Source organism: Stappia sp., from assembly GCF_048261845.1.
In the GTDB taxonomy this organism is placed as follows: domain Bacteria; phylum Pseudomonadota; class Alphaproteobacteria; order Rhizobiales; family Stappiaceae; genus Stappia.
This window is the reverse complement of record NZ_JBLXFR010000001.1, coordinates 86,202-109,457: the sequence shown is the minus strand read 5'-3', so window position 1 is coordinate 109,457 and position 23,256 is coordinate 86,202. Positions and strand designations below refer to the sequence as shown.

Genomic DNA, 23,256 nt, shown 5'->3' with positions numbered 1-23,256 from the left:
CACTGGTGTTTGCGGACCCTGGTTCGAGTGTCGGCATTCTAGTCCGTCTTGTTGTCCGGCAACCTCCCGGACAACCGCATCAGAACGCTGCAAGCGAGCATCAGCCCCGCCGCACTGAAAGCAACGCCCAGGGAAAAATGCTCTGTGAGGCTCCCCCAGATCAGGCTGCCGACCATCAGACCTCCAAAGGCACAGGTCATGTAGGCCGAGAGCGCCCTCCCACGATATTCCCTGTCCGAACAAAACTGCACGGCCGTATTGAAGGTTGTGAACACGATGACCCATGAAAATCCGCCAACGAGCAACGACAGAAGGGTTACCGGTATGGACGTGCTTGTTGCCAGACACAGGAACGAGCCCGCCAGCAGGAGCGATGCTCCCGAAAGCAATGCTTCTGGCGTGTACCTTTTGCGCCAGTGTACGAGTACGAACGTACTTGCAACTGCACCCACGCCAAAGAAACAGAGAAACAACCCATAAATCTCGGCTTTTCCGGCAAAGCGCTGACTTACCAGGATGGGAAGCAGTGCCAGAATAGCGCTGGCCGGAATGCCGGCGGCGGCGGCGCGAGGCAGGATGAGGCGCATCTGGCGATTGGTGATGACATACTCAACGCCGGTTCGCAAAGCACTCCGGATGTTGTTTTTCCTATCCGGGGACAGTGTCGGTGTTTCATAGGAAATCCTCCAAAGCGCGAGCAGGAAAACCATCGAGACAACAACATTGAATGCGAATGCTCCGGTTGGATCTGCCAAGGCGACGATCAGGCCACCAATTGCCGGCCCGACGATACGGGCAAAATTGAACCCGATGCTGCTGAGTGTGACTGCGGCGGCGACGTCCCGATCAGGCACGATATCCCTTATGGATGCCTGCCAGGCGGGTGCGCGGAGTGCCGCGCCTGTACCGGCGACAAAGGTAAGCAAGAGAACGAAGGGTGGTGTTGCCGCACCGGCCAGGCACAGTGCTGCCAGGCATGCCGCTCCTGCAATCACCCAGAACTGGGCCCTTATCTGCATCAGGCGACGCTCATAGAGGTCGGCCAGCGTTCCTGCCAGAAAGGAAAGAAGCAGAACCGGAGCGCTTGCCGCCGCCTGGACGAACGCTACCAGGTCTGTTCGTTCCGTAAGTTCAAGCATGAGCCAGGCTGCGCCGACAGCCTGGGCCCAGGATCCCATCGCGGCCAGGATCGCGGCCAGCCACAAGACCCGGAAAACCGGATAGCGCAATGGGGCGAATGCCGCAGCCAGCGCGGATTCGTTATGCCTGGTCGGTACAAAAACCATGCGGTACTTCTCCGTTGGACAAGCCGTGCGTTTACTTGCCGACGGATCACCAGGCGCTGCGGGCCTCGTGGGAAACCGGGACGAGACTTTCGAAAACGCGTTGCGCTACGTACAGGTCCAGTACCGGCAGACCGACGCAGGTTATCAGCGCGGGCCTGCGATAGGTGACCTGAGGGGTGCGGGACAGTGACCAGAGATTGCCGATCTGGTATTTCGGGGCTTCTTGGGAAAGCAACTGTCCACGCGACTTGAAATAATGGGCAATACTTTGCGACCCGCGGTGGCAGACGGCATCCGTGTCGTCGCAGAACACGGTGCCAACTTCCAATGCCCTGCGAATGAAATTGTCGGGCGATTCAAGCCCGCCGAGATGCAGGACGACCGCTGCATCGGCAAGCTGGCTGGCATCAAAAAGCGGCTTGCCTGCGTTCGATGCCGTGATGACGAAGGCACAAGTTCCCAGTTCGCTCGCATGCGGGGAGGGGATGACCTTGAAAGGCAGGCGGGAAAACCGTGCGGCCAGTTTTTCAGCGCCTTCGCTTGAATGGCTTTTGACGTATATTCTTTCGATCCGATGACCATGCCGAATGGCCAGATCCAGGATTGCCCGCTCGGCAACTTTTCCCGCTCCGAAGAGAAAAACACTGAACGTCTCCTGGTCCGGAGGAAAATGTTCGGCAACGATTGAGGCATAGGCGCCGGTTCGGGCGGCGGAGATCTCCGTTCCGTCCAGAACCATCACCGGCAGCATTGTCAGCTTGTCGAAAAGCAATATCGTCGAGCGGGAACGCGGCAGACCCAGGTTCCGATTGTAGGCATTCGAGCCGACTATTTTCACGGCGCCATATTTTTCGTTGATACTGACGAGGGCGCTGAGCTTCCAGTTGAGGCGCTGCTCCCGCAGGTCCAGCATGCTCACCGCCTCTCCCGTCAAACGCGGAAGTTCGGCGGGGTCCGGCTGCAAGGCGATTTTGGCACCGTAGGCGAGGCCGGTGGAAATCGCTTCCAACGCATCGCGCACAAGATCGCCAACATCGCTTTGGGTAAGGGGTATGTTGTCGTGACCAAGGGGCGGCTCTTTCGAGCGAGGTCCTGCAATGATATCTGCCAGAAACCCCTTGTCTACCGGTTCGGAAGCCTCGTGAAACATGTTTTCAAGAGTGCTCTCTTTTTTATTTTCTGGGTAGTAATCCGTTCTGTCGGCAGTAGACATGATTATTCTCCAGTAACTCGCTGTGACCATTCCCATATTAAGAGGTAATAATATTATTAATTGTATTTATTATTTATTTGCTCGTATATAGAGTACCGACTTACTGTTGCAGGGCGATGACGGTCTCTTCGGCCTCGTGGAGAAAGTTGCGAATTTTTGGTTATTTGTGCGATTTCGGGTGGCCTGGAACACTTGACTGGCGGGCGTCTTGAGGGAGCTCGCGCACTTTCCGCTTTTGTGGCTGAAACCAAACTCCGGGGTCTCGCGGCGTCGAAGTCCTGCCTTCATACGGCGATGGCGCTTCGCGCATGGTCGATGCCGAAGGCCAGGCTCTCGTTTAAAGGCTTGTCCCGCATCCGGCGGTTGACGGATTCGACGTAACCGCTCTGCATCGGCCTGCCTTGCACGATGTCGTGCCATTCGACACGCTGATTCTTCGATCGGGCAAGGAAGGCGTTTGAGGTGAAGTCGGTGCCTTGGTTGGAAACGCTCATGCCCGGCTTGTCGCAACGGCTGATCAGACCGGTCAGTTCACGGGCCACACGACGACCTGAGATCCACGTGTCCGGGAGCGCGGCAGGGCATTTGCGCGTCATGTCATCAACGATGTTTGGCACTCGGATGCGCCGTCCGCAGGCAAACTGGTCGTGCACGAAGGCTAGCGACCAGCGCGCGTTCGGTCTCGCCTCGATCAGGATCGGTGCCGACGAAGGAACAGGTCCGACGCTCCGACAGACCCATTGCTGCCTGCAACTGCGCGACCGCTTCGTGCTTGGCTGCGGGTCCGGCCATTTCCCTGGCAGAAGCTCGCGAAGTGCCGAGGCTTCCGGCATCTGACCGGAGAGCAGCTTCTTCAGCTTTGCGTTCTCGTCTTCCAGGGCCTTTAGGTGCCTGGCACCACAGAAACACCCATGCCGCCACACTTCGCCTTTCAGTTATATGGCGTCGCCTCGCTGACACCGTGCCTGCGGGCGAGACCGCCAGCCTTCGCGCCCGCTTCGTGCTCCTCGAGCACCGTGATGATCCGCTCTTCCGTGAACCGCTTCCGCTTCATCTGTCCGTCCTTTAATCGAGGCCGGTCTTCAACTCCAATTGGAGGAAAACTCAGTGGCGGGTCACTGGGGAGCGCCGCCATCGACGTCACGGAATAGTCTCTGTTTTTCAGGTGCGAGATACCGTAAGCTGCCTCCGGCCACCATGAAATGGCTGTCAGGATCGAGGCTGATCATAATTGTAGATGAGCGGTCGATCGCCGAAGGCGGTACCAGCCGAATCTCTCCAGTGCGGAACGGTGTCAATGACCACTCGGACCACGATCAGGCCTGTGACAGACGTGGGTGCGCGCCATTGCGATGGATCCATTGCGCGACGGGGCGAAATCGGCGGGCGCGGTGGCCGGCCGGTCGACTTGGAAACCAGTGAGTTCAGCCGCGGCTGAAGAGTCCAGGAGGATTGCGACGTGCGGAAGTCAATCGGGAAATGGGGCGCTGCACTTGTAGCGCTGTCGCTGGGGCTGGTTGCCGATGTCTCGATGGAACCAGTTCCGGGGGCAACACAACTCGCTGTCGTCCTGTCGGTCGATCAGGCACATGCCGCGCCGCGTCATGTGGCGCGCAGAACCAGCCGCAGGACCGCACGGCGCGTGGTGCGGCGCAGGTCCATTGCAGGCTGTACACCCTATCGCGCCTATTACAATTGCGGTGGTGTCTATTACAGGGCGGTCGTTGAAAACGGTGCGACGGTTTACGTCGTCGTAAACCCCTAGATCTTGAAGGAAGGCTGACATGCTCTCTTGGAAATCAGCGAAATTCGCCGGTATCGCAATCGCTTCCCTTCTTTTCTCGATTTTCGGCACGGCATCACCGCAAGCTCAGGGCGTGCTGGAAGACTGTGCCACCGATATCGTCACTTACTGCGGTGATGTCGAACCGGGTCACGGGCGGGTTGTTTCTTGCCTTTACGCATACGAAGACAAGCTTTCAGAAGCCTGTTATGCGGCGACGATCGACTATCATGATGTCATGGATTTCGTTTTCGCGTCGGTTCGCGACGCACTGGCGTCTTGTGCCGAGGACATTGACAGGCACTGCTCCGGAACCGAGTTCGGGCACGGGCGTGTCCTGACCTGCCTTTCCCAGAGCAAGGCGGAAATTGCACCCGCTTGCAAGAAGGTTGTCGACGGGTTCGAGATGGGGCTTTCCACTGCGGAATGAACATCTTTCTGCGCCGACCACAGGGCATGTCCGGGTTCGGATTGTGAGGCAGGAACCTGGAGTATCCCAGGCGCCGGGGCGCAGCCTGAGTCCCGGAGTGGATTGAAGTTGTACGGAAATTTGCAGCCTCGGTTATCGCCAATAGCGAAAATGCGAAGTGCCGCGACCTTCCGCCTTTGCAATCATTGTCATATTGATACCTGTCGGCAATCGGTAGGTTACCATCGATTGAGTCAGGGGTGGCATCACAACGGCCGGGACATCATAGTGGCGGCCGTCCATCATTCTGATCATGGATAAAGGGAGAAATTGCATGAAATCTGTCAGTCTTCGAACATTGTTTGCCATTGTCTTCTTCGCCAGCGTTCCCCTGACCGCGTCTGCGCAAACGGTCGGGTTTGCCGACGCCATCAAGATTCTCGCCGCAAGCTGCGGCAAGGATATCAATGCCCATTGCAAGTCTGCCAACCTGGCCAACAACGGCATCATGCAATGCCTTGATCAGAACCAGGCGAAGGTTTCACAGAAATGCAACGTGGACCGGGCGGTGGTTGCTGGCCTGATTCAGGCACGGCTCGCTGCCCAGGCGGAAGCCCCCAAGATTTGTGAGCGGGATGCAGCTCAGTACTGCCAGGGTGTGAAGCCGGGTGCCGGACACGTGTTGCGTTGCCTGCTCAAGGCGGAGCATTCGGTCAGCAAGAATTGCAACACGGCCATTGATCTGGCCGGCTACCGCTAATTCCGGGTTGGGAGACGCTCAATGAACAAGTTCATTCTGGCCGGTGTTACGGCCGCATTCATGATGTGTGTTGCCAATGACAGCCAGGCGCAGACGAAGCTCAGCCGCAACGAAATCATCAATTCGCTTCAGGGGGCGCAGAGCAAGGTCGATATCAACCCCGACCAGATACAGAAGGCCGCGCTTGAGAACATCAAGAAATACCCCGGGGCCAATTCACCGAAAAACCTGCCGCTGGCGGAAAAGCTCGCCACTCTGCGCCAGTTCAACATTGAAATCACATTCCATTTCGACTCGGCAACGATCGCTCCGGAATCCTATGAAGCCGTCGGGCTGATCGCCGACGCCCTTCACACCCCCTACCTGCAGGGGCAGACCTTTGTCATCGTCGGTCACACGGACGCAAAAGGCGCCCGGGACTACAATCTGGACCTCTCCATCAAACGCGCCGAGGCGGTCCGCGATGCGCTGGCAACCACGTTTCGCGTACCCGCCCGGTACCTGTACTCGGTGGGACTCGGCGAAGAGCAACTCCGAGACCCGGCAAATCCGGATGCGGCCGTCAATCGTCGCGTTCAGTTGATCAACCTCGGATACAAGTAGGTCCTCCGGTTGGATTGAATGGTTCCGTTCCTGATCTCGCATCGGGGACGGAACATCCGTTTGGCCTGTTGCCGGTTTCGCGGACACCGAGAGAAGGTGTTTGACGGAACCGGAGAGCTGGAATGCAGAGAAGGAAGTTCGACCGCGAGTTCACCCTTGAGGCGGTGAAACGGGTGGAGGATCGGGGTGCGGCGTTCGCGCAGGCAGCCTGCGGTCTGGACCTCCACGAGAATGTGCTGCGCAAATGGGTGCGCGAGCTATCGGCCGATCTGCCGCATGCCTTTCCCGGGTACGGGCAGATGAAACCGGAGCAGGAGATTGACCGGTTGCGCAAGGACGTCGCAAAGCTCAAGGCGGAGCGGAGCCATTTTACAATCTCCGGCGAGGGCACTCGACATCGGGCTATGTGGGCCCTGCCGAGTTCAAGGAGAATGCCATGCTAGCTTGACCTGGTGCCCGAGAAACCGGCAGCAGGCCATTCCGAAGTTGCCGCACAATGGGGAATGAGATGACCGTGAGACCATTTTCCAGCCTCGCATTTGCAGGAAGCCTCTTGTTCGCAGGAAGCGCGGAGGCGGCTGACATCAATTCGCCCGTCACGCCGATCGTCGAACAGGTCGAGACCGGTACCGGCTGGACATTTGCCGTTGCCCCGTACTTTTGGGGTGCCGGCCTGTCCGGTGAAATTGGCTCGTTCGGGCTGCCGGCCGCGCAAATTGACGCGGATTTCAGTGATGTTTTGAACAATCTTGATTTCGCCGCCATGGCGATGGCCGAGGCCCGCCGTGACCGCTTCAGCATCTTTGGCGATCTCATGTACACGAAGATTTCGGTCGGCTCGGCGACGCCAAAGGGCGTTCTTGCGACCGGCGTCGATGTGACGACGCAAACTTTCGCAGGCCTGGTTGGGGCAGGCTACACAATCGTCAACACACCTTCCGGACGCCTGGACCTCAGCCTCGGCGTCAGGGTCTGGTCGGTCGATACCGTCCTGACATTCCAGGGAGGCGTTCTGAACGGCGTATCCCGGAGCGACGGCGCGACATGGGCCGATGCGCTCATCGGACTGCGCGGCGAGTATGGGATCACGCCCGAAATCTTTCTCACAGGCTGGGGTTTTGTCGGCGCAGGCGGCGCTGACCTGGATTGGGATGTCGCGGGTGCGGTCGGATACAAGTTCAACGAGGCTTTCTCTGCGGTTGCCGGATACCGCGCCCTTGGTGTGGACTACAGCAAGGGCGGGTTCGATTTTGATGTGGTGCAGCAAGGGCCGATACTTGGAGTGAGATGGCAGTTCTGATGTCGGACAAGAATAGGCGGCTTGAAGAGGCCTCCTCCTCGATCCGGTGACCTCTTCAGCGGCCGATTTCATACCCGTCATCGCCAGGTGTTCCGTATCCCGATACGAGATCAGGAACGGAGCTGTTCGCTCCAGACCGGTGAGCTGATTGTATCCGAAGTTGACCAACTGAACCCGGCGGTTGACGGGCGCCTCCGGGCTTGCCGGCTCGCGGAGCTGCTTTTCGCCGGACCCGACCGGGTACAGGCGCCGGGCAGGTACGCGGAACGAGGCCGCGGGCGCATCGCGAACCGCCTGGGCGGATATGTTCGACTGTATCGAGCGGTTCCACGATCCCCGGAGACGGCACTCGACATCGGGCCATATGGGCCCCGTCGAGTTCGAGGGAAAAGCGATGTGAGCTTAACCTCATGTCCGATGAACCGGCAGCAGGCTGTCACTCCATCTGTGCGACATGCCGCAGGGCCGTCTTGCGAAGAACGTCGCCGAGATCCGCTGCCGCTTGCGTCGGATCTGTCCCCGTCAGCAGGCGCAAGTCGATCGGCGGCAGGTCCGGCAAATCGGTTCCGTCGCTGTCAAGCTCGCGCAGCCCGGCCGGAATCCGGTGCCGCGTCCTTGCGGTGATGCCGTGGCCTGCCTGCAAGGCGGCCCACAGGCCGGGCAGGCTCGGGGTTGTCAGCGCCAGCCGCCAGCGCCGGCCGATCTGGTCGAGGCGGCGCAACGCGGTCTGGCGGAACAGGCAGGGATGATCGAAAAGCACGAGCGGAAGCGGCTTTCGCTCCCTGCAGTTGCCCGACATTGCGTCGCCGATCCAGACCAGCGGCATCCTGGCGATCTCCTGCCCGTGCCCGTCGGAATGCGCCGGGAAGAAAGCAAGGGCCGCATCCAGCCGGCCGGCCCTCACGTCATGCTCCAGCGCGTGGTTGCGTCCCGCCCGCACCTCCACATGGGTGCCGGGATGGCGTCTGGCGAAGGCTGTCAGGGCATCGGGCATCACGTCCTCGAAGAAATCCTGGGGCAGCCCCAGCCGGATCGTGGCTGGTTCCGCCACTGTCCCGAGCGTGTCGAAAGCGGCATCGTTGAGCGCCAGGATACGCCTTGCATGGGCCAGCAATGCCTCGCCCGCCTCGGTCGGCACAAGGCCGCGCCCGCTGCGCCGGAACAGGACCTGCCCGGTCTGCTGCTCCAGCTTCTTCAAATGCATGCTGATGGCCGACTGCGAGCGCCCGAGTGCGGTTGCCGCGCGTGCGAAGCTGCCGAGGTCCATGCCAATCACCATGCTTCGCAGCGCGTCCATGTGGAGATTGGCTCTCATCATTCTGAAATCCTGAAGTGTGAATGGAAAATTATCTGATATTCGGAATTGGATCGACCGGCTAGCCTCATGTCGATATCGGCTGAAGCGGGAGGAGCGCAGGATGCGTGTAGGGTTTGTCGGTCTTGGCGTGATGGGGCAGCCGATGGCGCTCAATCTGGCGAAGGCGGGTGTCGACCTGCTGGTGTGGAACCGTTCGGCGGATCGGTGCGATCCCCTGCGGAAGGCCGGAGCGATGGTTGCGGAAAGACCGACGGAGGTGTTTCGTCAGGCCCAGGTGATCATCCTGATGATGGCGAACAGTGCCGCGAGTGACGCGGTTCTTGGTCGGCCGGGGCCGGCCTTCGCCGAGAATGTCAAGGGACGCCTGATCGTCAGCATGGGCACCAGTTCGCCCGACTGGTCGCGCGGCCTGGAGGCCGACATCGTCGCGGCGGGCGGGCGCTATGTCGAGGCGCCGGTCTCGGGGTCTCGCGTGCCGGCGGAGGACGGACAACTCGTCGGCATGCTGGCGGGCGGAGAGAGCGATGTCGCGATGCTGCGCGAGTTGCTGCGCCCGCTCTGCCGCGAGACGGTTGCCTGCGGCGCGGTGCCGGGTGCGCTCACCATGAAGCTCTCCGTCAACCTCTTCTTGATCACCATGGTCGCCAGCCTTGCCGAGGCGTATCACTTTGCCGAACGGCAAGGCGCGGATCTCTCTTGCTTTCAATCGGTTCTCGACGCGGGGCCGATGGCGAGCGCCGTGTCGCGAATGAAACTCGCCAAGCTGTGCGAGGGCGACTTTTCCGTTCAGGCGGCAATTACGGATGTGCTGATGAACAGCCGTCTGGTGGCGGAGGCTGCCCGCGCTGCCGGGATCGCCTCGCCGCTTCTCGATGCCGCCGGCGAGCTGTTTGCCGAGGCGCAGGAACTCGGTCTCGGCGGTCAGGACATGGCTGCCGTGGTGCGGGCGGTCGCGGCCCGCACCGATGGCGGATCGGCCGGCCGGATCGCTTGGGTGCCCGGATAGACAGGCGTCCGCTGCTCGATCAGCCGGTCGAGGATCGGACGTTCCGAAAGCCCTCGAGGTCGCCGTGAGCGGTCGTCATGAAGACGGTGAAGCCCTCTGTTCCCGTCGAACGGATCTCTGAGCGGCAGAACAGTGCTTGCAACCGGCTGTATGCCGTCGGCGCCTTTTCTGTCGATGCCCCGCGAGGATTGCCTGCGACCTCCGTTGGTTCCCGGTCAAGGGCGCCGGGAGGAGTGACAGGCAGGCAACCGGCGGCCGACCTCCCTCAAGCGGGAGAGGTGGCTATAGCGCCCCACGGCCGGGAGGGAGCCGAGAGGCGTGCGGGCCGGCCCAGGAAAGAGCCGGCCCGCACGGTCTGGCTGGTCAGTCGGGTTTGCGGAAGAGCTGGATGCCCCAGGCCAGATGCCCCGCATCCGCAGCCTTGACCCAGTTTTCGAGGCCGAGGGCCATCTTGTCGAGATAGCCCGCCGAGGCGTTGTTCTCGATAAGCGCGTCGTAATTGGCCAGCAACTCTTCCCGAACCCGCGCGTAATGCGTGCGGAGCTGCGAGGTCATGTCGTCCTGCGCAAGGATCTCGAAGCCGATCGACCGCGCCGCCTCGCGATAGAAGCGGAACGACCCAAGGCTCGTCAGGTTGAGACGGTCATAAACCGGCTGCAACATGCCCTCGGGAACGTCGTCCGCCTGCATCGGGTCGGTGAAGATGAAGTGTCCGCCAGGCTTGAGGACGCGCCATGCCTCCTGCAGCACGGTCTGACGCTGGTCGGAGTGAAGGATGGCATCCTGGCTCCAGACGACGTCGTAGCTGGCGTCGGCCTCGGGAATGTCCTCGAACACGCCGTGAACGACCTTGATCCGGTCGGCGACGCCGGCGCGGCGGTTGCGGTACCGGTTGGTGTCGTTCTGCGTCTCGGAAATGTTGAGGCATGTGGCCGAGCAGCCGGACCGCTCCACCAGCTTCCGCATGGCTCCGCCGTAACCTGCGCCCAGGTCGAGCAGGCGCGTGTCGGCGTTCAGCTCAGGCAACTGTTCGACCATTCGCTCAATCGTGGCATTGCTGGCAACGCGAATGTCGCTCGTCTCGTCATACAGGCCGATATGCAGGTCTTCGCCGCCCCAGATCGTGCTGTAGAACGTGTCCGCATCGTTGCTGTCGTAGTAGTCCTCGGCAATGTCACGGACGTCGGTCTCGCCATTGTCGCGCGTCCCGCCGCCCCAGCGAACAAGGTGAAGCGTCGACTTCTCCGCGACATGGACGAAGAAGTCCGGTTCACTCTCCGCATAGGTCTCCTGAAAATCACCATAGGTGCGGACACGGGCGAAGCCGGATTCCGAAAGCAGCTTCCGCATGTAGTTTTTGCGGATCGGGCACATATTGAGCGTGTAGTCGGAGCCGTCCGGGAAGCTGTACTTGAAGCGAACCAGTCCGTCGTCAATGTATTCCGGCTCGGCTGTGACCTTGTCGCCGCAATAATAATACTTGTGCTTCGACTGGAAGCCCTGATCCAGCATCGTGTCATAGTTGCGCTGGTCGAGAATAAGAATGCCGTCATGCTTCAGAGCGGCGTAGAATTCCGCCAGCGCGCGGCGGCGGTCCGCTTCTTCGTGCAGATGGGTGAAGGAATTGCCGAGGCAGATGATCGCGTCGTACTTGCCGTTGATGTCGCGGTTCAGCCAGCGCCAGTCGGCATGGACGGTCTTCAGGATCAGGCCTCGCTGTTGGCTGTTGTCGAAGGCCTTGGCAAGCATGGCGGCCGATCCGTCGGCCGAGGTGACGTTGAAACCGGCTTCGGTCAGGCGGACCGAGTGGAACCCCGTGCCGGTGGCAACGTCGAGGACGGTTTCCTTGCCCCGGGCGCGGAGGACGTCGATGAAGAACTGACCTTCGCTCTGCGCACGCGCGTCCCAGTCGATCAGTTCGTCCCACTTTTCGACGAAGGACATCACATACTCGTCGCGATAGAGATCGGTCTCCCGGTCCTCCAGCGGGTTCTCGCCGTAGACCTGTTCCCTGGGCTGAAGTTCGGCATTGGCCGGTTTCCGGGCGACGTAGCTCATCCTGGTCTCCTTCAAGTGTGCACGGCTTTTCAGGAAGGCACGACCATGCGGCCGCGGCCTCCAGGGCGCGTGTCTTGAGCGCGTGAACGAGGGGACGCCACGCGCGGTTCGGTAGCTGTAAGCGCCGTCGGCCCCGGGCGGCATCGCGAGATGCAGGGACGATCGCGGCGCCGGCACACGCTGCTGGACGCCACTCCGTTTCAGGAGCGACACGCATGCCGACAGGTTGCACGCAGGAGCCCTCTACGGGTCCAAGCATAGATGCGAGAAGCTGCGCAACTCTGATTTGCACCGCACTATAACGGCGGTCTGATACGATGCAAGGCCTGGGGGGCGATTGATGAAGCGATTGCCCGAAACGCGATATATATCTTTGTTATTTAAGCAATTTCGTTGATGTGAAAGATTTATGAAGAAGGGTTACATGCGCATCCCGGAGGATTTTGTGAGAGGTCGAATTCGATGACGCTGAAGGACGATTTTGTTCTGGTCAAAAAGAACGGAAAGACCATTCCGACAATGCTCGCCGCCTCCCTCGAAAGCGGGGCATTGCCGGAATTCGGTCTGTCGTGGTCCGTCTCTGCGTTGTCAGGAGGTGAGCGGACTTCAGCCGCTTTGGTCTCCTGAAACCGGACAATGTGCGCCACTGCCGTTTCTCTCCGGGGGCAAGGGCCCACGGCTAGAGCAGTGACGGCACCAGCGTCGCAAGCGCCGGGAAGACATAGACCAGCGCCGCGATGGCAAGGATCATCGTCCAGTAGGGGGCAAGGCCCCGAAAGACCTCGGAAAGCCGCAGCTCCTTGTCCGGAATCGCGGCCAGGACGACAAAGGCGCCGATGCCGAAGGGAGGCGTCAGCACGCCCGCCTCGATGACGAGAATGCCGACAATGGCGAAGACCATCGGGTCGATGCCCATGGTCTGTGCGATCGGCCAGAACAGCGGCACGGTCAGCAGCATGATCGAGATGCTGTCGACGAAACAGCCGAGCACCAGCCAGATCGCCGCCATGACGAGGATCGTCTCCGTCGGACCGAGGTCCATCGTCTCGAACAGCATGCCGACAAGCTGCGGGATGCCGGCCAGTGCCAGCAGCTTGGAATACATCGCTGCGCCCAGCAGCAGGAGCATGATCGGCGTGACCACCATGCCGGCCTCGCGGGTCGCCTCGACAATCGCGGTGCGGCTCATGCCCTTGGCCAGGGCCAGCAGCAAGGCGCCGGCGAGACCGACGGCGCTGCCTTCCGTCGGTGTGAAGAACCCGCCCCAGATGCCGCCAAGCGTCACCAGGATGATCAGCAGGACACCGCCGATGCCGACCGGGTCGGGCCGTGTCGCCGTCGCATCGGCCACCGCCGTCTCGGATCTGACCATTTCCGGATTTCGGATCGCGCGGACGACGCAGTAGAGGCCGAAAAGAACGGCAAGGGCGATGCCCGGCAGGACGCCGGCAGCGAAAAGCCGGCCGATGGACTGTTCCGTCAGGATCGCCCAGACGATCATGAACACCGAGGGCGGGATGAGCAGGCCGAGCACCGAGGAGCCGGCGATGCAGCCGGCAGCGAAGCTGCGCTTGTAGCCTGCCGCCTGCATCGAGGGATAGGCGATGTGGCTGAACGTGGCGGCGGCGGCAACGCCGACGCCTGTCACGGCCGCGAACAACGCATTGCCGGCCACGGTTGCCACCGCGAGCCGCGCCGGTACCCGGCTGAAAGTACGGTTGGCGGCCGAAAACAGGTCGTTTGCCGCACCCGAGCGAGCGATCAGGAGCCCCATCACCGCAAACAGCGGGATCACCATCAGATTGTAGTCGCGGATACCGTCGAAGGCGGTCTGCTGCAGCAGGCCCAGCGTCATCCACCAGTCCTGGAACAGCAGGTAGAGACCGACGGTAGAACCGATCAGGAAGGAGAGCGCGATATGAACGCCGGCCAGCGATAGAACGAAGATGAGACCAAGCGCGATCACCGCAGTTTGTTCGATCATCGGGAAGTCCTCTGCAGGGAAGTGCGCGCTTTTGTCAGGAAGGCAATGGCAAGCAGGCACCACAGCACGGCGACGGCCAGACGAACCGGCCAGGCGGTGACGCGAAAGGCATCGGTTCCGAAGAACTCGTGGGTCCGGTAGGCCTGCAGTATCGGTTCCACGGCAAAGGCCGCGAGGCAGAGGAACAACGCGGCGCCGACGACGTTTGCCGCGGCCATGGCGACAGCGAGCAGTCGGCCCGGAAGCTTGTTCAGAAGCAGCGTCATCTGCAGCAAGCGGTCCCGCAGCAGGGCTTTCATCGCTTGCAGGAAGGTGACAAGCACGAGGGCGATGGCAACGAGGTCGGCGGTTCCGGCGAAAGGCTGGCCAAAGGCTAGCCTTGCCACCACGTCATAAACGATCAGCGCCGCGCAGAGATAGACGATGAGACTGCCGGCATCTGCCAGCAGGCCCGCCGCCCGATGGATGAAGCGTTCCATGTTTTTCCCCATTGGACGAACGGCTGGAACGGATTTCCGGCCGGGCAGGGCCCGGCCGGTTCCGTCGGTTCAGAAGGTGTAGTCCGTGGGGAAACTGTAACCTTCTTCCGCAAGAATACGGATATAGGCTTTCAGGATATCGGCGGTAGGATACTCACGATCAGTGAGGCCTGCCACCGAGTTCGCCGGGATCCCGGCGGCCGCTTTGGCCCAGCGCGCCCGCTCCTCGTCGGAAAGATCGCGCACGGTGATGCCTTCCGCCTCGAGCCGTTCGGCCACCTCACGGTCCCGTTCGGCGCTGCGCTCGGCGATGATGATCGCGGCTTCGGCCGAAACCTCGTCGATGATCTTCACCACGTCTTCCGGCAGGCGGGCGCGGGTATCCTGGTTCATGAAGGCGACGAAGGTGGAAAGCGACCCGAAGCCCGTGCGGGTGAAAGTCGAGGAAACCTCCTTGAGCCGGAAAGCCTCCATGCCGGAGATGAAGAAGAGGCTGCCCTCGGCCAGACCCGTCTGCATGGCCTGGTAGTGCTCGCCGATGCCAAGGTTCACCGGAACGGCCTCGATGGGCACGAAGAGCGGAGCGTTCGTTCCCGCCATGGCGATGCGCCGGCCCTTGAGCTCGTCGATGGATGTCCAGTCGAAATTCGTGGCAAGGCCATAGGCTTCGGTGACCATCATCGACAGGATGTGGGCATTGTAGGGTTTCATGCTCTCCTGGAGGCTCGGCACCTCGGCAAGCATGCGGGTTGCAACCCGGCCCTGCAGCACCGGATCGGCCGTCGTGAACGGCACCATCGCGCTGTAGTTCAGGAGCGCCGCGCGGGATTGTTCGAACCCGATCGGCGACAAGCCGATATCCAGCGTGCCACGCTGGACCGCCTCGATGGCGCCGTCGACCTTCGCCACGCTGCCTCCCCAGGCCTTGATGAAGCGGATGTCGTGTCCCGTCTGCTCCTTGACCCGCTTCGTCACCTCGTCGGCGAAGAAGGTGTCATAGGTCGCCACATAGGTGAGGCCGGTCGTGTGACCGCCGCCCATGCGCAGCAGGAACGTGTCCGCATGCGCCTCGATCGCGGTGGTCGCCAGAAGCGTCATGCCGCAAAAACCCTTGATCCACGTGCCCAGTTTCATGTTTTCCCTCCCAGGTGATTGTTTTCGTCAGATTGAAGAAAGGACAGCGCGTGCGAAGTCCTCCGGTGCGTTGACATAAGGATAGTGACCGCCGGGCACCTGCCGATGGCTGGCATTGCTCCACGTCTCCCGGAAGCGTGCCCTAGCAGGGGCTGTCACGATCGGGTCGTCGGGGCAATCGATGACCGTCACCGGACCGCCAAACCGCTCCGGACCGGGAACCGGGCGCGAAGCCGTGACCTGCATCAGGCGACCCTTCAGGTCTTCCGCCGCAAGCCATCCCGTCATGGCTTTGAGCAGAAGACCGGAGAGCGGTGTTGATGGTCCGCCGGCGGCGCGCTCACGCCATTGCTCGCGCAACTCCGCCGCCGGCGTGGCCGCAATCGCGGCGTGATCGAAGAGCGGGTGCCCTTTCAGGTCTTCCGCTTCGACGAAGCCGTTGCACAGGATCAGGGCAGCGAAAGGGGCGGACGTTGCCGCATGTTGCAGCCACCAGGCGCTATAGGAACACCCTACGGCGACCGGCGCGGCAAGGCCGAGCCCGACAGCCAGCTTTTCCGTTTCCCGTGCCAGCGCGCGCGGCCCGATCGTTCCCGGATAGTCGACCAGCACCGGGTCGCAGCCGCCCTCGCGCAGAAGCGATGCGACAAGGCAGAAGAACTCGGAGGTGCCGCTTGCGCCCGGCAAGAGCATCACCGCCTGCCCGCTTGCTGGGGATGCGCGCCGGAACGACAGCGGGCTCTCCAGCAACTGCGCCTTGGGAAAGGCTGTATCGAATGCGGCCAGTTGCTCTTCTCTTGTCGACATCGCTTCGCCGGCCATCAGCTTTCCAGAAGGCCGCGGTCGCGCAGATCGTCCATGGCACCCGGCGAGAACTCGGCCTTCGGCTGGTTGCCGCCGATCACGAACATCAGCAGGTGCTCCTTGTCCGGCTCGTCGAAGGTGACGTTCTCGAAGCGGCGCTGCACGCCCGGGGGGAACGAGATGACGTCGTGCGGGCCGAGCTCGAATGCCTCGACCTGGCCGTCGACTTCCCAGGAGCAGCGCCAGCGGCCGGTCATGGGAATGAAGGTCTCGTTGGTGTCGTGGTTGTGCATCATCGGCCCCTTGCCGGGCTTGGCATGGCAATAGCCCAGGTTGAAGCCCTCGGAGATCTTGATCGAGGCATTCTCGGCCGCCTGCGCACCCACGGGCGATGTCGTTGCGGTGTCCGCACCCTCGGGCGGCTGGAAGCCGACGACATTATAAAGCGTCCGCTTGCAGTCGGGGTGGTCGCTGTCCGGCAGACCGCCGTCGAAACCCTTCAGTTCCGAAAACAGCGCAACGCGCTTGCGCATCTCTTCCCGGCCCACCCGGATGGTCTTCAGAGCCATTCTGCTCTCCCTGTACGATTTTCTGTATCCGGCATTCCACCGGTCAAGCCCTCCGGATAAATGCGGAGAACTATCAGGAAGGACAATGAAGGAGCCGCAATGTTTGCGGCAACTGGCTGGCTTTGATAGCCTCTATTCGGGAATCGAATAATCAAAGAGTATGAAATGGTTGGCGTTGACTACAGCCTGAAGGATCTGCGGGCGCTGGAAGCCTTGCTGCGCGAGCGGCATGTCAGCCAGGCTGCGGCACGACTCGGAATGAGCCAGCCGGCGATGAGCATGACCCTCAAGCGGTTGCGCGACGTGTTCGACGATCCGTTGCTGATACGGCAGGGCAACAAGCATGTGCTGACCGATGCGGCGCGCGGCTTGTACGAGCGTGTCCAGATTCTCATTCGCGAGATGGAGGGGCTCGTCGACGACAGCGGCGGCTTCGATCCGCGCCATTCACGGCGAACCTTCACGCTCATCCTGACGGACTACATTGACGCGATCCTGATCCCGTCCCTGCAACAGCGCTTCCGCCAGCTTGCGCCGCATGTGAAGCTGCGCATTGTCGGGCCGGATCCGTTCCGGCTGGCGCGTGTTTTCGGCGAGGGCAGCGTCGATCTCACGGTTTCGTACTTCCCCGACGCTCCGGGCGACCTGATCTCCAGGCGGGTTTTCTCCGACCGGATGGTCTGCCTTGCGCGCCGCGGCAATCCGGCCATTGCCGGCCCGTTGACGCTCGCCGGGTTCTGCGACCTCGACCATGTCGCGATCGAACCGGCCGAGGCGACCATGTACCGGGCGGTGCTCGACGAGGCGCTGGCGAAGATGAACCTGGTCCGCCGTGTGGCCATATCCAAGCCCGACTTCGTCGGCGTGCCGTTTCTGCTCGAGCGCTCGGACCTTGTCGCAACGATGCCGGAGCGGCTCGCGAAACTGTTCACCGCCCGTTTCGACCTCGTCACCTTCTCGCCGCCCATGGACCTGCCGCCGCTCGACATCCAGATGATGTGGCACAAGAGCACGCATCTGTCGCCGGCACATGTCTGGCTGCGCGACCAGGTGATCGAGGTCTGCCGGCGTCAGTCTCCCGACGCGACCGCGGAGCCGCTGCTCTTGCCCGAAACGGCCTGAGAACGGGGTGTGACGCCGGTCATGCCCTGGGGCCCCTACACCAGCAATTGCGCGGGGCCTTCAGGCGGTCTCGGCATGATGTTTCTGAGGACGGCGTCAACGATCAGCAGCGAGGGAACGGCGATGAATCCTCCCACGGGTCCCCACAGCCATATCCATATGGCGATCGACAGGAGAACGACGAAGGGGTTCAACGTCATGGTACGACCCAGTACGGCCGGGGTCAGGAACTGTGCCTCAAGCAGGTTGAGGCCGAGATAGACGGCAGGCGGCAGCAGGATGCCCAGTGTGGTGTCGGAAGTTGCAAGCCCGACGCCCGTCAGCACAAGCGCCATCACCGCAGGGCCGATATAGATCACATAGTTGAGTGCTCCCGCCAGCATGCCCCACAGCAACGGCGAGGGCACATCCAGCGCGAACAGGGCGGCTGACACGGCAAGGCCAAGCAGGATGTTCACTGCGGTGATCGAAAGGAGATAGCGCGACACGCGCGCCTCGACGTCCTCGAAGGTGCGTCGGGCACTCTGGCGCAGCCTGGGGTTCAGGCAGAGTGAGAGGGCGGCTTCGCGAAAATCGTTTCGCGTGGCGATGAAGAAATACATGCTTGCAAGGAAAAGAAGGATCTGAGCCATGAAGGCGGGCGCGAAGAAGACGACGCTCTCCACAGCGGACGTGTCTTCCACGTCGACCTTCATGCTTGGCCCCTGTCCCATCGCCGAGCGCAGTTTCTCCTGCATGCCGCCGATGGAGGCGACGATGCCCTTCCAGCTTGTCAGTTCCAGTTGCAGCCGTTCCCAGATGGAAGGAAGCCTGTCCAGCCAGTCGGACAGCGGAACCGCGAAGGCGGTTCCGGCCACGGCTATGAGCATGAGGAAGGTTGCCACCACGCCGAGCGCCGAGATCCAGCTTGGAATCCCCAACTGCTCAATCCGGTCGGACAGCGGACCGAACATGAGGCCGATGACGACGGCAAGGAAGATGGGCGCCAGGATCATCTGCGCGTATTCAAGAGCCGCAATCACCGTGATGACGCCTATCGCAATGATGGCGAGGCGCGATGTGTTGGCGAGAATCGCTTCAAAATCGACGCTTGGCACGGGGATCTGCGCCTCCTGAGGGGGATGCTCCGGCGCGTTTGCCAGCGGCTCCTCAGGACGAAACGCGTCCGGAAGGGAAAAGTTCCCCGCCGCCGCAAATCTCGCGCTCCGGCATGGTCACTACGACCCGAGAGGAATGACCATGGTGAAGCACATGCCCGTCGGCCCGAATTTCCGCTCCAGCGTGCCGCCGAGCTCGCCGCGGATATTGGCGTCGATCAGACGCGTCCCGAAGCCGGTGTCCTGAGGGGGGGCGACAGGCACAGGCGAGGTTTCGGTCCAGTCGAGCCGCAATCGCCGTGCCTTGCGCCGACCCGTTATTTCCCATCGGATGCGCAGGTCGCCGCCATCGTCCGACAGTCCGCCGTATTTCAGGGCGTTGGTCGCCAGCTCGTGGAACGTGAGGCCGAGCGCCTGGGTCGCGCGTTCATCGAGAAGCACCGGCGGGCCATCGATCTTCTCGTCCGCGTGGCTTGTTCCGAACACCTGCTCGAGTTCGGTTGCGAGCAGCTCGCGCAGGTCCGTGCGCCGCCAGTGAGAACGCGTCAGCATGTCCTGGACGTTGGCCATGGCGTTGAGCCGTGCGGTGAAGGATTGCGAGAATTGATCGATGTCGCTCGAGCTTCCTGCAGTCTGTCGGGCAATCGCGAGGATGCGGGCGATGGAGTTCTTGATGCGATGCTTCATTTCCTGGAGCATCAGGTCCTTTTCCTTGATCTCCCTCTCGGACGCGGCACGCAAGGCATGGGCCGCGGCGACGGACTTGATCAGGAACTGGGTGGACATTGCGAAGGCCAGGGCCAGAAGCAGGGAAATGCTGCCGACCACGATCGAGTAGAGATGATTGGCGTGGTCGCTGAACGCCCCGGTGGCATGCGCGGAGAGCAGCCATTTGCGGCCGGCGATCTCGACCGTCCGTTCCCCGACCAGTTTTGCGACAGCACCATTTTCGGTAAATCCGTCGGATCGGTAGAGAAGCACCGGCTCATCTTCGGTGACGTCCTGGGTCTGAAGGGCAACGGGGAGCTGTGGTTGCCTGTCGAGCGCCGCTGTGTGCAGGTCCCCCGCGCGAAAGGGCGAATAGACAAAGCCTTCGACTTTGCCCCCCGGGGTCGCGCTGAAGGGTATGTAGACCAGGAAGCCCGCTTGCTTGACCGGGGTGATTTCCTGGGCAAGTTGCACCGGCGCGCTCGCTCTCGGCTCTCGGCTTTCCATTGCATCTTGCATGGCCAGCCTGCGGCGGATTTCGCTGAACATGTCGTATCCAAGGGCTGCGCGGTTGCGCACATCAAACGGCTCCAGCAGCGTGATCGGAGCTCGCGTGTCGATCGTCGTGACGGGCCAGACGTTCTGCTCCAACGCGTAGTTGCGCAGGAGTTCCTGTTCGATGCCTTGTTCGTCGCCCGTCTCGATCAGACGTGCATAACCGATGCCCCGGATACCCTTGAAATCGCCCTCAAGATCGAGGCCCTTCACGAAACGGGCGAAGGCCGGACGAGACATCTCCCCGGAACTGGCCGAGAAAAACGCATGCGTCGAGATGAGCAGGGCGATGTGTTGATGGACACGGTCGACGACGCGGTCGACGGCATTGTCGACGAGACCGTCGAAACGGATGCGATCAGCGGTCTTTTCAGCGTTGTAGACGACCAGGGTCACACAAGCGCCGATCAGGGCCACGATTGCAAAGACGATCAACGGAAGACTTCGGATCACACGGCTTTTCCCTGCAACGGACGGACTTTTGTACAACCGGGGCATCTGCCCGCCAACGGTTTTCGCCGACCCTGTCGGCTGCGCAAGGGAGGGGAAACCGGCAGCCAGCGGTTCGTGGAACTACTCGCCGGGAAATGCGTTGAATTTATGGGACCACGAAGGATGGTCCCGGCAAACTGAAGGAGATTTCCATGAACTGGAACAAGGTTGAAGGCAGCTGGGAGCAATTCAAGGGTAAAGTCCAGGAGGAGTGGGGCCGTCTTACCGGCGACGACCTGGACGTGATCAAAGGTGATCGCAAGCAGCTCGCCGGCAAGATCCAGGAGCGCTATGGCCGGACGGAAGAAACGGTAGAGCGCGAGATCGACGACTGGTTGACACGTCACTGACGGCAAGCCTCGTCTCCAGGGCTTACATGCAAACGGCGGGGCCGGGTCCATTCGGGATCCGGCCCCGCCGTTTTCTCTTGCAGGACATCGTCGCGCATCCCCGCCCGGGTGGGGCGCATCGTGCTCAGGCGCTGGCGCCGGCACTCTGGTCGAAGAACAGCGCTTGGCTGATAAGGGCTTTGACCATGTCGGGATTGAACGGTTTGGTAATCAGGAAGGCCGGTTCCGGCCGTTCGCCGGTCAGCAGCCGTTCGGGGAAGGCGGTGATGAAGATCACCGGTATGTCATCGGTCTTGAGAATGTCGTTGACGGCATCGATCCCGGAGCTGCCGTCGGCAAGCTGGATGTCCGCGAGAACCAGTTTTGGCTGCGTCTTGCCGAAAAGGTCGACAGCTTCGGTGCGTGTGCGGGCAATGCCCGTGACCTGATGGCCCAATTCCTTGACGATATGCTCGATATCCATGGCGATCAGCGGCTCGTCCTCGATGATGAGGATGTCGGTGGCGATCTGGCTGGATATGCCATGCGAGGCTTCCGACAGGAGTACACTGATCTCGTCCGCGGAAACGCCGAGGATCTCCGCCGCCTCTTCGTTCGCGAAGCCTTCGACAGAGGTGAGCAGGAACGCCTGGCGTGCCTGTGAGGGCAGGACCGCGAGATTTGCGCTTGCACGCTTTTCCCACGCAAACGGGGAGGGGCTGTCATCAATCTCGATCCGGGCGGAGCCATAGACCCAGGCAAGGACCTTGTAGACGGAAACGCGGTCATTCCCGGTTTCCGGGAAACTCGAGACGTCGGCAATGAGGGCTTCCAGAGCCGCTGCTACATAGGCATCACCGGATTTCTGTGATCCCGTGACTGCCCTTGCGTATCGCCGCAAATACGGGAGATGAGACGCAATGCGGGTGGAAAGTGACATGTGTGTCTCCGTGTTCGCTTCTGCCGGCATTCAACACGAGGCAAACGCGCGGGAGAATGGAAAGTTCCCCAGGCAGGTGATTTTTTGTGTCGCGCCCTGTAACTTGGGGTCGGCAAACGAACCGGGCACATCTTCGATGAACGGATTCAAGAAAACCGCGGCAGGGACACCGCCGCATCCAGGCAGGCACTCAACGGTCAGCCACGAGCAGATCACGCAGAAGCTGCGGGAGTTCTACGATTCCGTTCAGGACGAGGGGATTCCGGACAGGTTCCTGGATCTTCTGGAGCAACTTGACGAGGCGGAGAAAAAAGCCTCCGAGCCAGGCAAAAAATGAGTGAAGCTCCCTCGTCTCCGGATCCGGAGTTCAAGCGTGCTTTGCTTGCGCAATTGCCTGCCCTGCGTGCCTTTGCGGTTTCCCTATGCGGCAGAAGCGACCTGGCTGACGATCTTGTTCAGGATGCGATCCTGCGAGCCTGGGCCAATCAGCACGCGTTCACGCTCGGCACGAACATGAAGGCTTGGCTGTTTCGTATTCTGCGCAACGGGTTCTACAGCCGGGCCCGGAAGTTCGGGAGAGAGGTGTCGGACAAGGACGGAGAACTGACCGAAGGACTTGCGGTTGGCCCCGGGCAATATGCGTCTCTCGCCTTTCAGGATTTCCGTCAGGCACTGGAGGCTTTGCCGGGCGATCAGCGTGAGGCAATCATTCTCGTCGGCGCATCCGGCTTTTCCTACGAGGAGGCCGCAGACATCTGCGGCTGCGCTGTCGGGACGGTGAAGAGCCGGGTCAACCGGGCACGCGCCCGGCTGCGCGAACTGCTTACGCTTGCCGAGGGCGAGATGCCCGCACCGGACATGCCAACGCCCGCGGCCTGACAGGCGGCAGTCTCAGGTGTCGTTGCGGTTTCGAGTGGCGAGGATCAGGGCCAGGCCTCCGGCCACGGCCAGGCCGACCCCTGTTCTCGAGCGCATGAGGGACGGCAGGGCGGAAAGCGCGAGCGTGGCGACCAGCGTCTGGCTACTCTCGCGTTTTCTCTCCCGTCGCCGTTCCAGCGAGTTGACAAGAGACAGCGCAGCCACCAGCAACGTGGCGACCAGCAGTTGTGCGCCGGCAATTGCAAGCGCCGCGTTGACGGCGCCCAGCAACGCGGAGAGATGAAGTCCCGCAGCCGCAAGCATGGCGGCGTAGGTGCCCAGCAGCAGGACGCCGGCCAGGAGATAAATCACGGCCGACCGGCGTCCTCTGCGCAGGACCGCGCCGAAATCCGTGCCAAGGGCCGAGGCCAGGAGTGGCACAAGGCGCA

24 protein-coding genes and 2 pseudogenes are annotated in these 23,256 nt (G+C 61.6%); 12 read left to right on the top strand and 14 right to left on the bottom strand.

The window, feature by feature from the left end:
- Positions 1-38 precede the first annotated feature (38 nt).
- The 3 genes and pseudogenes from ACN0T5_RS00535 to ACN0T5_RS00525 form a co-directional block, all read right to left on the bottom strand.
- On the bottom strand, positions 39-1,286 hold the full coding sequence (locus tag ACN0T5_RS00535; protein ID WP_417766658.1) for an MFS transporter: 1,248 nt from the start codon (positions 1,284-1,286) through the stop codon (positions 39-41).
- Between the two features lie 46 nt (positions 1,287-1,332).
- Positions 1,333-2,499 (bottom strand): ornithine cyclodeaminase, encoded by a 1,167-nt coding sequence (locus ACN0T5_RS00530; RefSeq protein ID WP_417766657.1) that lies wholly within the window; start codon positions 2,497-2,499, stop codon positions 1,333-1,335.
- A gap of 290 nt (positions 2,500-2,789) precedes the next feature.
- Positions 2,790-3,553: pseudogene (locus ACN0T5_RS00525) on the bottom strand (transposase); the annotation flags it as partial.
- 405 nt (positions 3,554-3,958) lie between these two features.
- On the opposite strand from ACN0T5_RS00525, the gene ACN0T5_RS00520 reads away from it, so the two are divergent.
- The 6 genes and pseudogenes from ACN0T5_RS00520 (at position 3,959) to ACN0T5_RS00495 (ending at position 7,354) form a co-directional block, all read left to right on the top strand.
- Entirely contained in the window at positions 3,959-4,264 is a 306-nt protein-coding gene (locus ACN0T5_RS00520; protein WP_417766656.1) for a hypothetical protein, read from the top strand.
- Positions 4,265-4,283: 19 nt separating this feature from the next.
- Entirely contained in the window at positions 4,284-4,712 is a 429-nt protein-coding gene (locus ACN0T5_RS00515; protein ID WP_417766655.1) for a cysteine rich repeat-containing protein, read from the top strand.
- 313 nt (positions 4,713-5,025) lie between these two features.
- Positions 5,026-5,451, top strand: a complete 426-nt coding sequence (locus ACN0T5_RS00510) for a hypothetical protein (protein ID WP_417766654.1) — start codon at positions 5,026-5,028, stop codon at positions 5,449-5,451.
- Positions 5,452-5,472: 21 nt separating this feature from the next.
- Positions 5,473-6,054 carry an OmpA family protein gene (locus ACN0T5_RS00505; protein ID WP_417766653.1) on the top strand — a complete coding sequence of 194 codons (582 nt, stop codon included), beginning with the start codon at positions 5,473-5,475 and terminating at the stop codon, positions 6,052-6,054.
- Between the two features lie 122 nt (positions 6,055-6,176).
- Positions 6,177-6,416 (top strand): annotated as a pseudogene (locus tag ACN0T5_RS00500) (transposase); the annotation flags it as partial.
- Between the two features lie 146 nt (positions 6,417-6,562).
- Positions 6,563-7,354 (top strand): hypothetical protein, encoded by a 792-nt coding sequence (locus ACN0T5_RS00495; RefSeq protein WP_417766652.1) that lies wholly within the window; start codon positions 6,563-6,565, stop codon positions 7,352-7,354.
- A gap of 436 nt (positions 7,355-7,790) precedes the next feature.
- Here the strand turns inward: ACN0T5_RS00495 and ACN0T5_RS00490 are convergent, their stop codons facing one another.
- Complete coding sequence (locus tag ACN0T5_RS00490; protein ID WP_417766651.1) at positions 7,791-8,672, bottom strand: LysR substrate-binding domain-containing protein; 882 nt, start codon at positions 8,670-8,672, stop codon at positions 7,791-7,793.
- A 16-nt stretch (positions 8,673-8,688) separates the two neighbouring features.
- Between ACN0T5_RS00490 and ACN0T5_RS00485 the strand changes: the two genes are divergently transcribed.
- Positions 8,689-9,678, top strand: coding sequence for an NAD(P)-dependent oxidoreductase (locus ACN0T5_RS00485; protein ID WP_417766650.1), 990 nt, complete (start codon positions 8,689-8,691; stop codon positions 9,676-9,678).
- Between the two features lie 363 nt (positions 9,679-10,041).
- Here the strand turns inward: ACN0T5_RS00485 and ACN0T5_RS00480 are convergent, their stop codons facing one another.
- Positions 10,042-11,736 (bottom strand): methyltransferase domain-containing protein, encoded by a 1,695-nt coding sequence (locus tag ACN0T5_RS00480; protein ID WP_417766649.1) that lies wholly within the window; start codon positions 11,734-11,736, stop codon positions 10,042-10,044.
- Positions 11,737-12,198: 462 nt separating this feature from the next.
- Here ACN0T5_RS00480 and ACN0T5_RS00475 point away from each other — a divergent pair, with 462 nt between their 5' ends.
- Positions 12,199-12,363 (top strand): hypothetical protein, encoded by a 165-nt coding sequence (locus ACN0T5_RS00475; protein ID WP_417766648.1) that lies wholly within the window; start codon positions 12,199-12,201, stop codon positions 12,361-12,363.
- 52 nt (positions 12,364-12,415) lie between these two features.
- On the opposite strand, the gene ACN0T5_RS00470 is transcribed toward ACN0T5_RS00475, so the two are convergent.
- The 5 genes from ACN0T5_RS00470 to ACN0T5_RS00450 all read right to left on the bottom strand — a co-directional run bounded on the left by ACN0T5_RS00470 (position 12,416) and on the right by ACN0T5_RS00450 (position 16,706).
- Positions 12,416-13,720, bottom strand: a complete 1,305-nt coding sequence (locus ACN0T5_RS00470) for a TRAP transporter large permease (protein ID WP_417766647.1) — start codon at positions 13,718-13,720, stop codon at positions 12,416-12,418.
- Complete coding sequence (locus tag ACN0T5_RS00465; RefSeq protein WP_417766646.1) at positions 13,717-14,199, bottom strand: TRAP transporter small permease; 483 nt, start codon at positions 14,197-14,199, stop codon at positions 13,717-13,719. Before ACN0T5_RS00465 ends, ACN0T5_RS00470 begins: the two co-directional genes overlap by 4 nt.
- Before the next feature lie 69 nt (positions 14,200-14,268).
- Positions 14,269-15,333: a TRAP transporter substrate-binding protein DctP gene (gene dctP, locus ACN0T5_RS00460; protein WP_417766645.1), complete on the bottom strand. Its 1,065-nt coding sequence runs from the start codon at positions 15,331-15,333 to the stop codon at positions 14,269-14,271.
- Between the two features lie 27 nt (positions 15,334-15,360).
- Positions 15,361-16,155 carry an alpha/beta fold hydrolase gene (locus tag ACN0T5_RS00455; protein WP_417766644.1) on the bottom strand — a complete coding sequence of 265 codons (795 nt, stop codon included), beginning with the start codon at positions 16,153-16,155 and terminating at the stop codon, positions 15,361-15,363.
- A complete protein-coding gene (locus tag ACN0T5_RS00450) occupies positions 16,155-16,706 on the bottom strand; it encodes a hypothetical protein (protein ID WP_417766643.1) in 552 nt (183 codons plus the stop codon). Before ACN0T5_RS00450 ends, ACN0T5_RS00455 begins: the two co-directional genes overlap by 1 nt.
- Positions 16,707-16,871: 165 nt before the next feature.
- Between ACN0T5_RS00450 and ACN0T5_RS00445 the strand changes: the two genes are divergently transcribed.
- Positions 16,872-17,828, top strand: coding sequence for a LysR family transcriptional regulator (locus ACN0T5_RS00445; RefSeq protein WP_417766642.1), 957 nt, complete (start codon positions 16,872-16,874; stop codon positions 17,826-17,828).
- Positions 17,829-17,863: 35 nt separating this feature from the next.
- On the opposite strand, the gene ACN0T5_RS00440 is transcribed toward ACN0T5_RS00445, so the two are convergent.
- The gene (locus ACN0T5_RS00440; RefSeq protein ID WP_417766641.1) at positions 17,864-18,925 is read right to left on the bottom strand and encodes an AI-2E family transporter; all 1,062 of its coding nucleotides are present in this window, start codon (positions 18,923-18,925) and stop codon (positions 17,864-17,866) included.
- 120 nt (positions 18,926-19,045) lie between these two features.
- Positions 19,046-20,605: a CHASE domain-containing protein gene (locus ACN0T5_RS00435; RefSeq protein WP_417766640.1), complete on the bottom strand. Its 1,560-nt coding sequence runs from the start codon at positions 20,603-20,605 to the stop codon at positions 19,046-19,048.
- Between the two features lie 227 nt (positions 20,606-20,832).
- Here ACN0T5_RS00435 and ACN0T5_RS00430 point away from each other — a divergent pair, with 227 nt between their 5' ends.
- Positions 20,833-21,030, top strand: coding sequence for a CsbD family protein (locus ACN0T5_RS00430; protein ID WP_417766639.1), 198 nt, complete (start codon positions 20,833-20,835; stop codon positions 21,028-21,030).
- 124 nt (positions 21,031-21,154) lie between these two features.
- Here the strand turns inward: ACN0T5_RS00430 and ACN0T5_RS00425 are convergent, their stop codons facing one another.
- A complete protein-coding gene (locus ACN0T5_RS00425; RefSeq protein ID WP_417766638.1) occupies positions 21,155-21,949 on the bottom strand; it encodes a response regulator in 795 nt (264 codons plus the stop codon).
- 136 nt (positions 21,950-22,085) lie between these two features.
- On the opposite strand from ACN0T5_RS00425, the gene ACN0T5_RS00420 reads away from it, so the two are divergent.
- Positions 22,086-22,286 (top strand): NepR family anti-sigma factor, encoded by a 201-nt coding sequence (locus ACN0T5_RS00420; RefSeq protein WP_417766815.1) that lies wholly within the window; start codon positions 22,086-22,088, stop codon positions 22,284-22,286.
- Positions 22,283-22,828 (top strand): sigma-70 family RNA polymerase sigma factor, encoded by a 546-nt coding sequence (locus tag ACN0T5_RS00415; RefSeq protein WP_417766637.1) that lies wholly within the window; start codon positions 22,283-22,285, stop codon positions 22,826-22,828. Before ACN0T5_RS00420 ends, ACN0T5_RS00415 begins: the two co-directional genes overlap by 4 nt.
- Before the next feature lie 12 nt (positions 22,829-22,840).
- On the opposite strand, the gene ACN0T5_RS00410 is transcribed toward ACN0T5_RS00415, so the two are convergent.
- Positions 22,841-23,179, bottom strand: a complete 339-nt coding sequence (locus ACN0T5_RS00410; protein WP_417766636.1) for a hypothetical protein — start codon at positions 23,177-23,179, stop codon at positions 22,841-22,843.
- Positions 23,180-23,256: the final 77 nt, after the last annotated feature.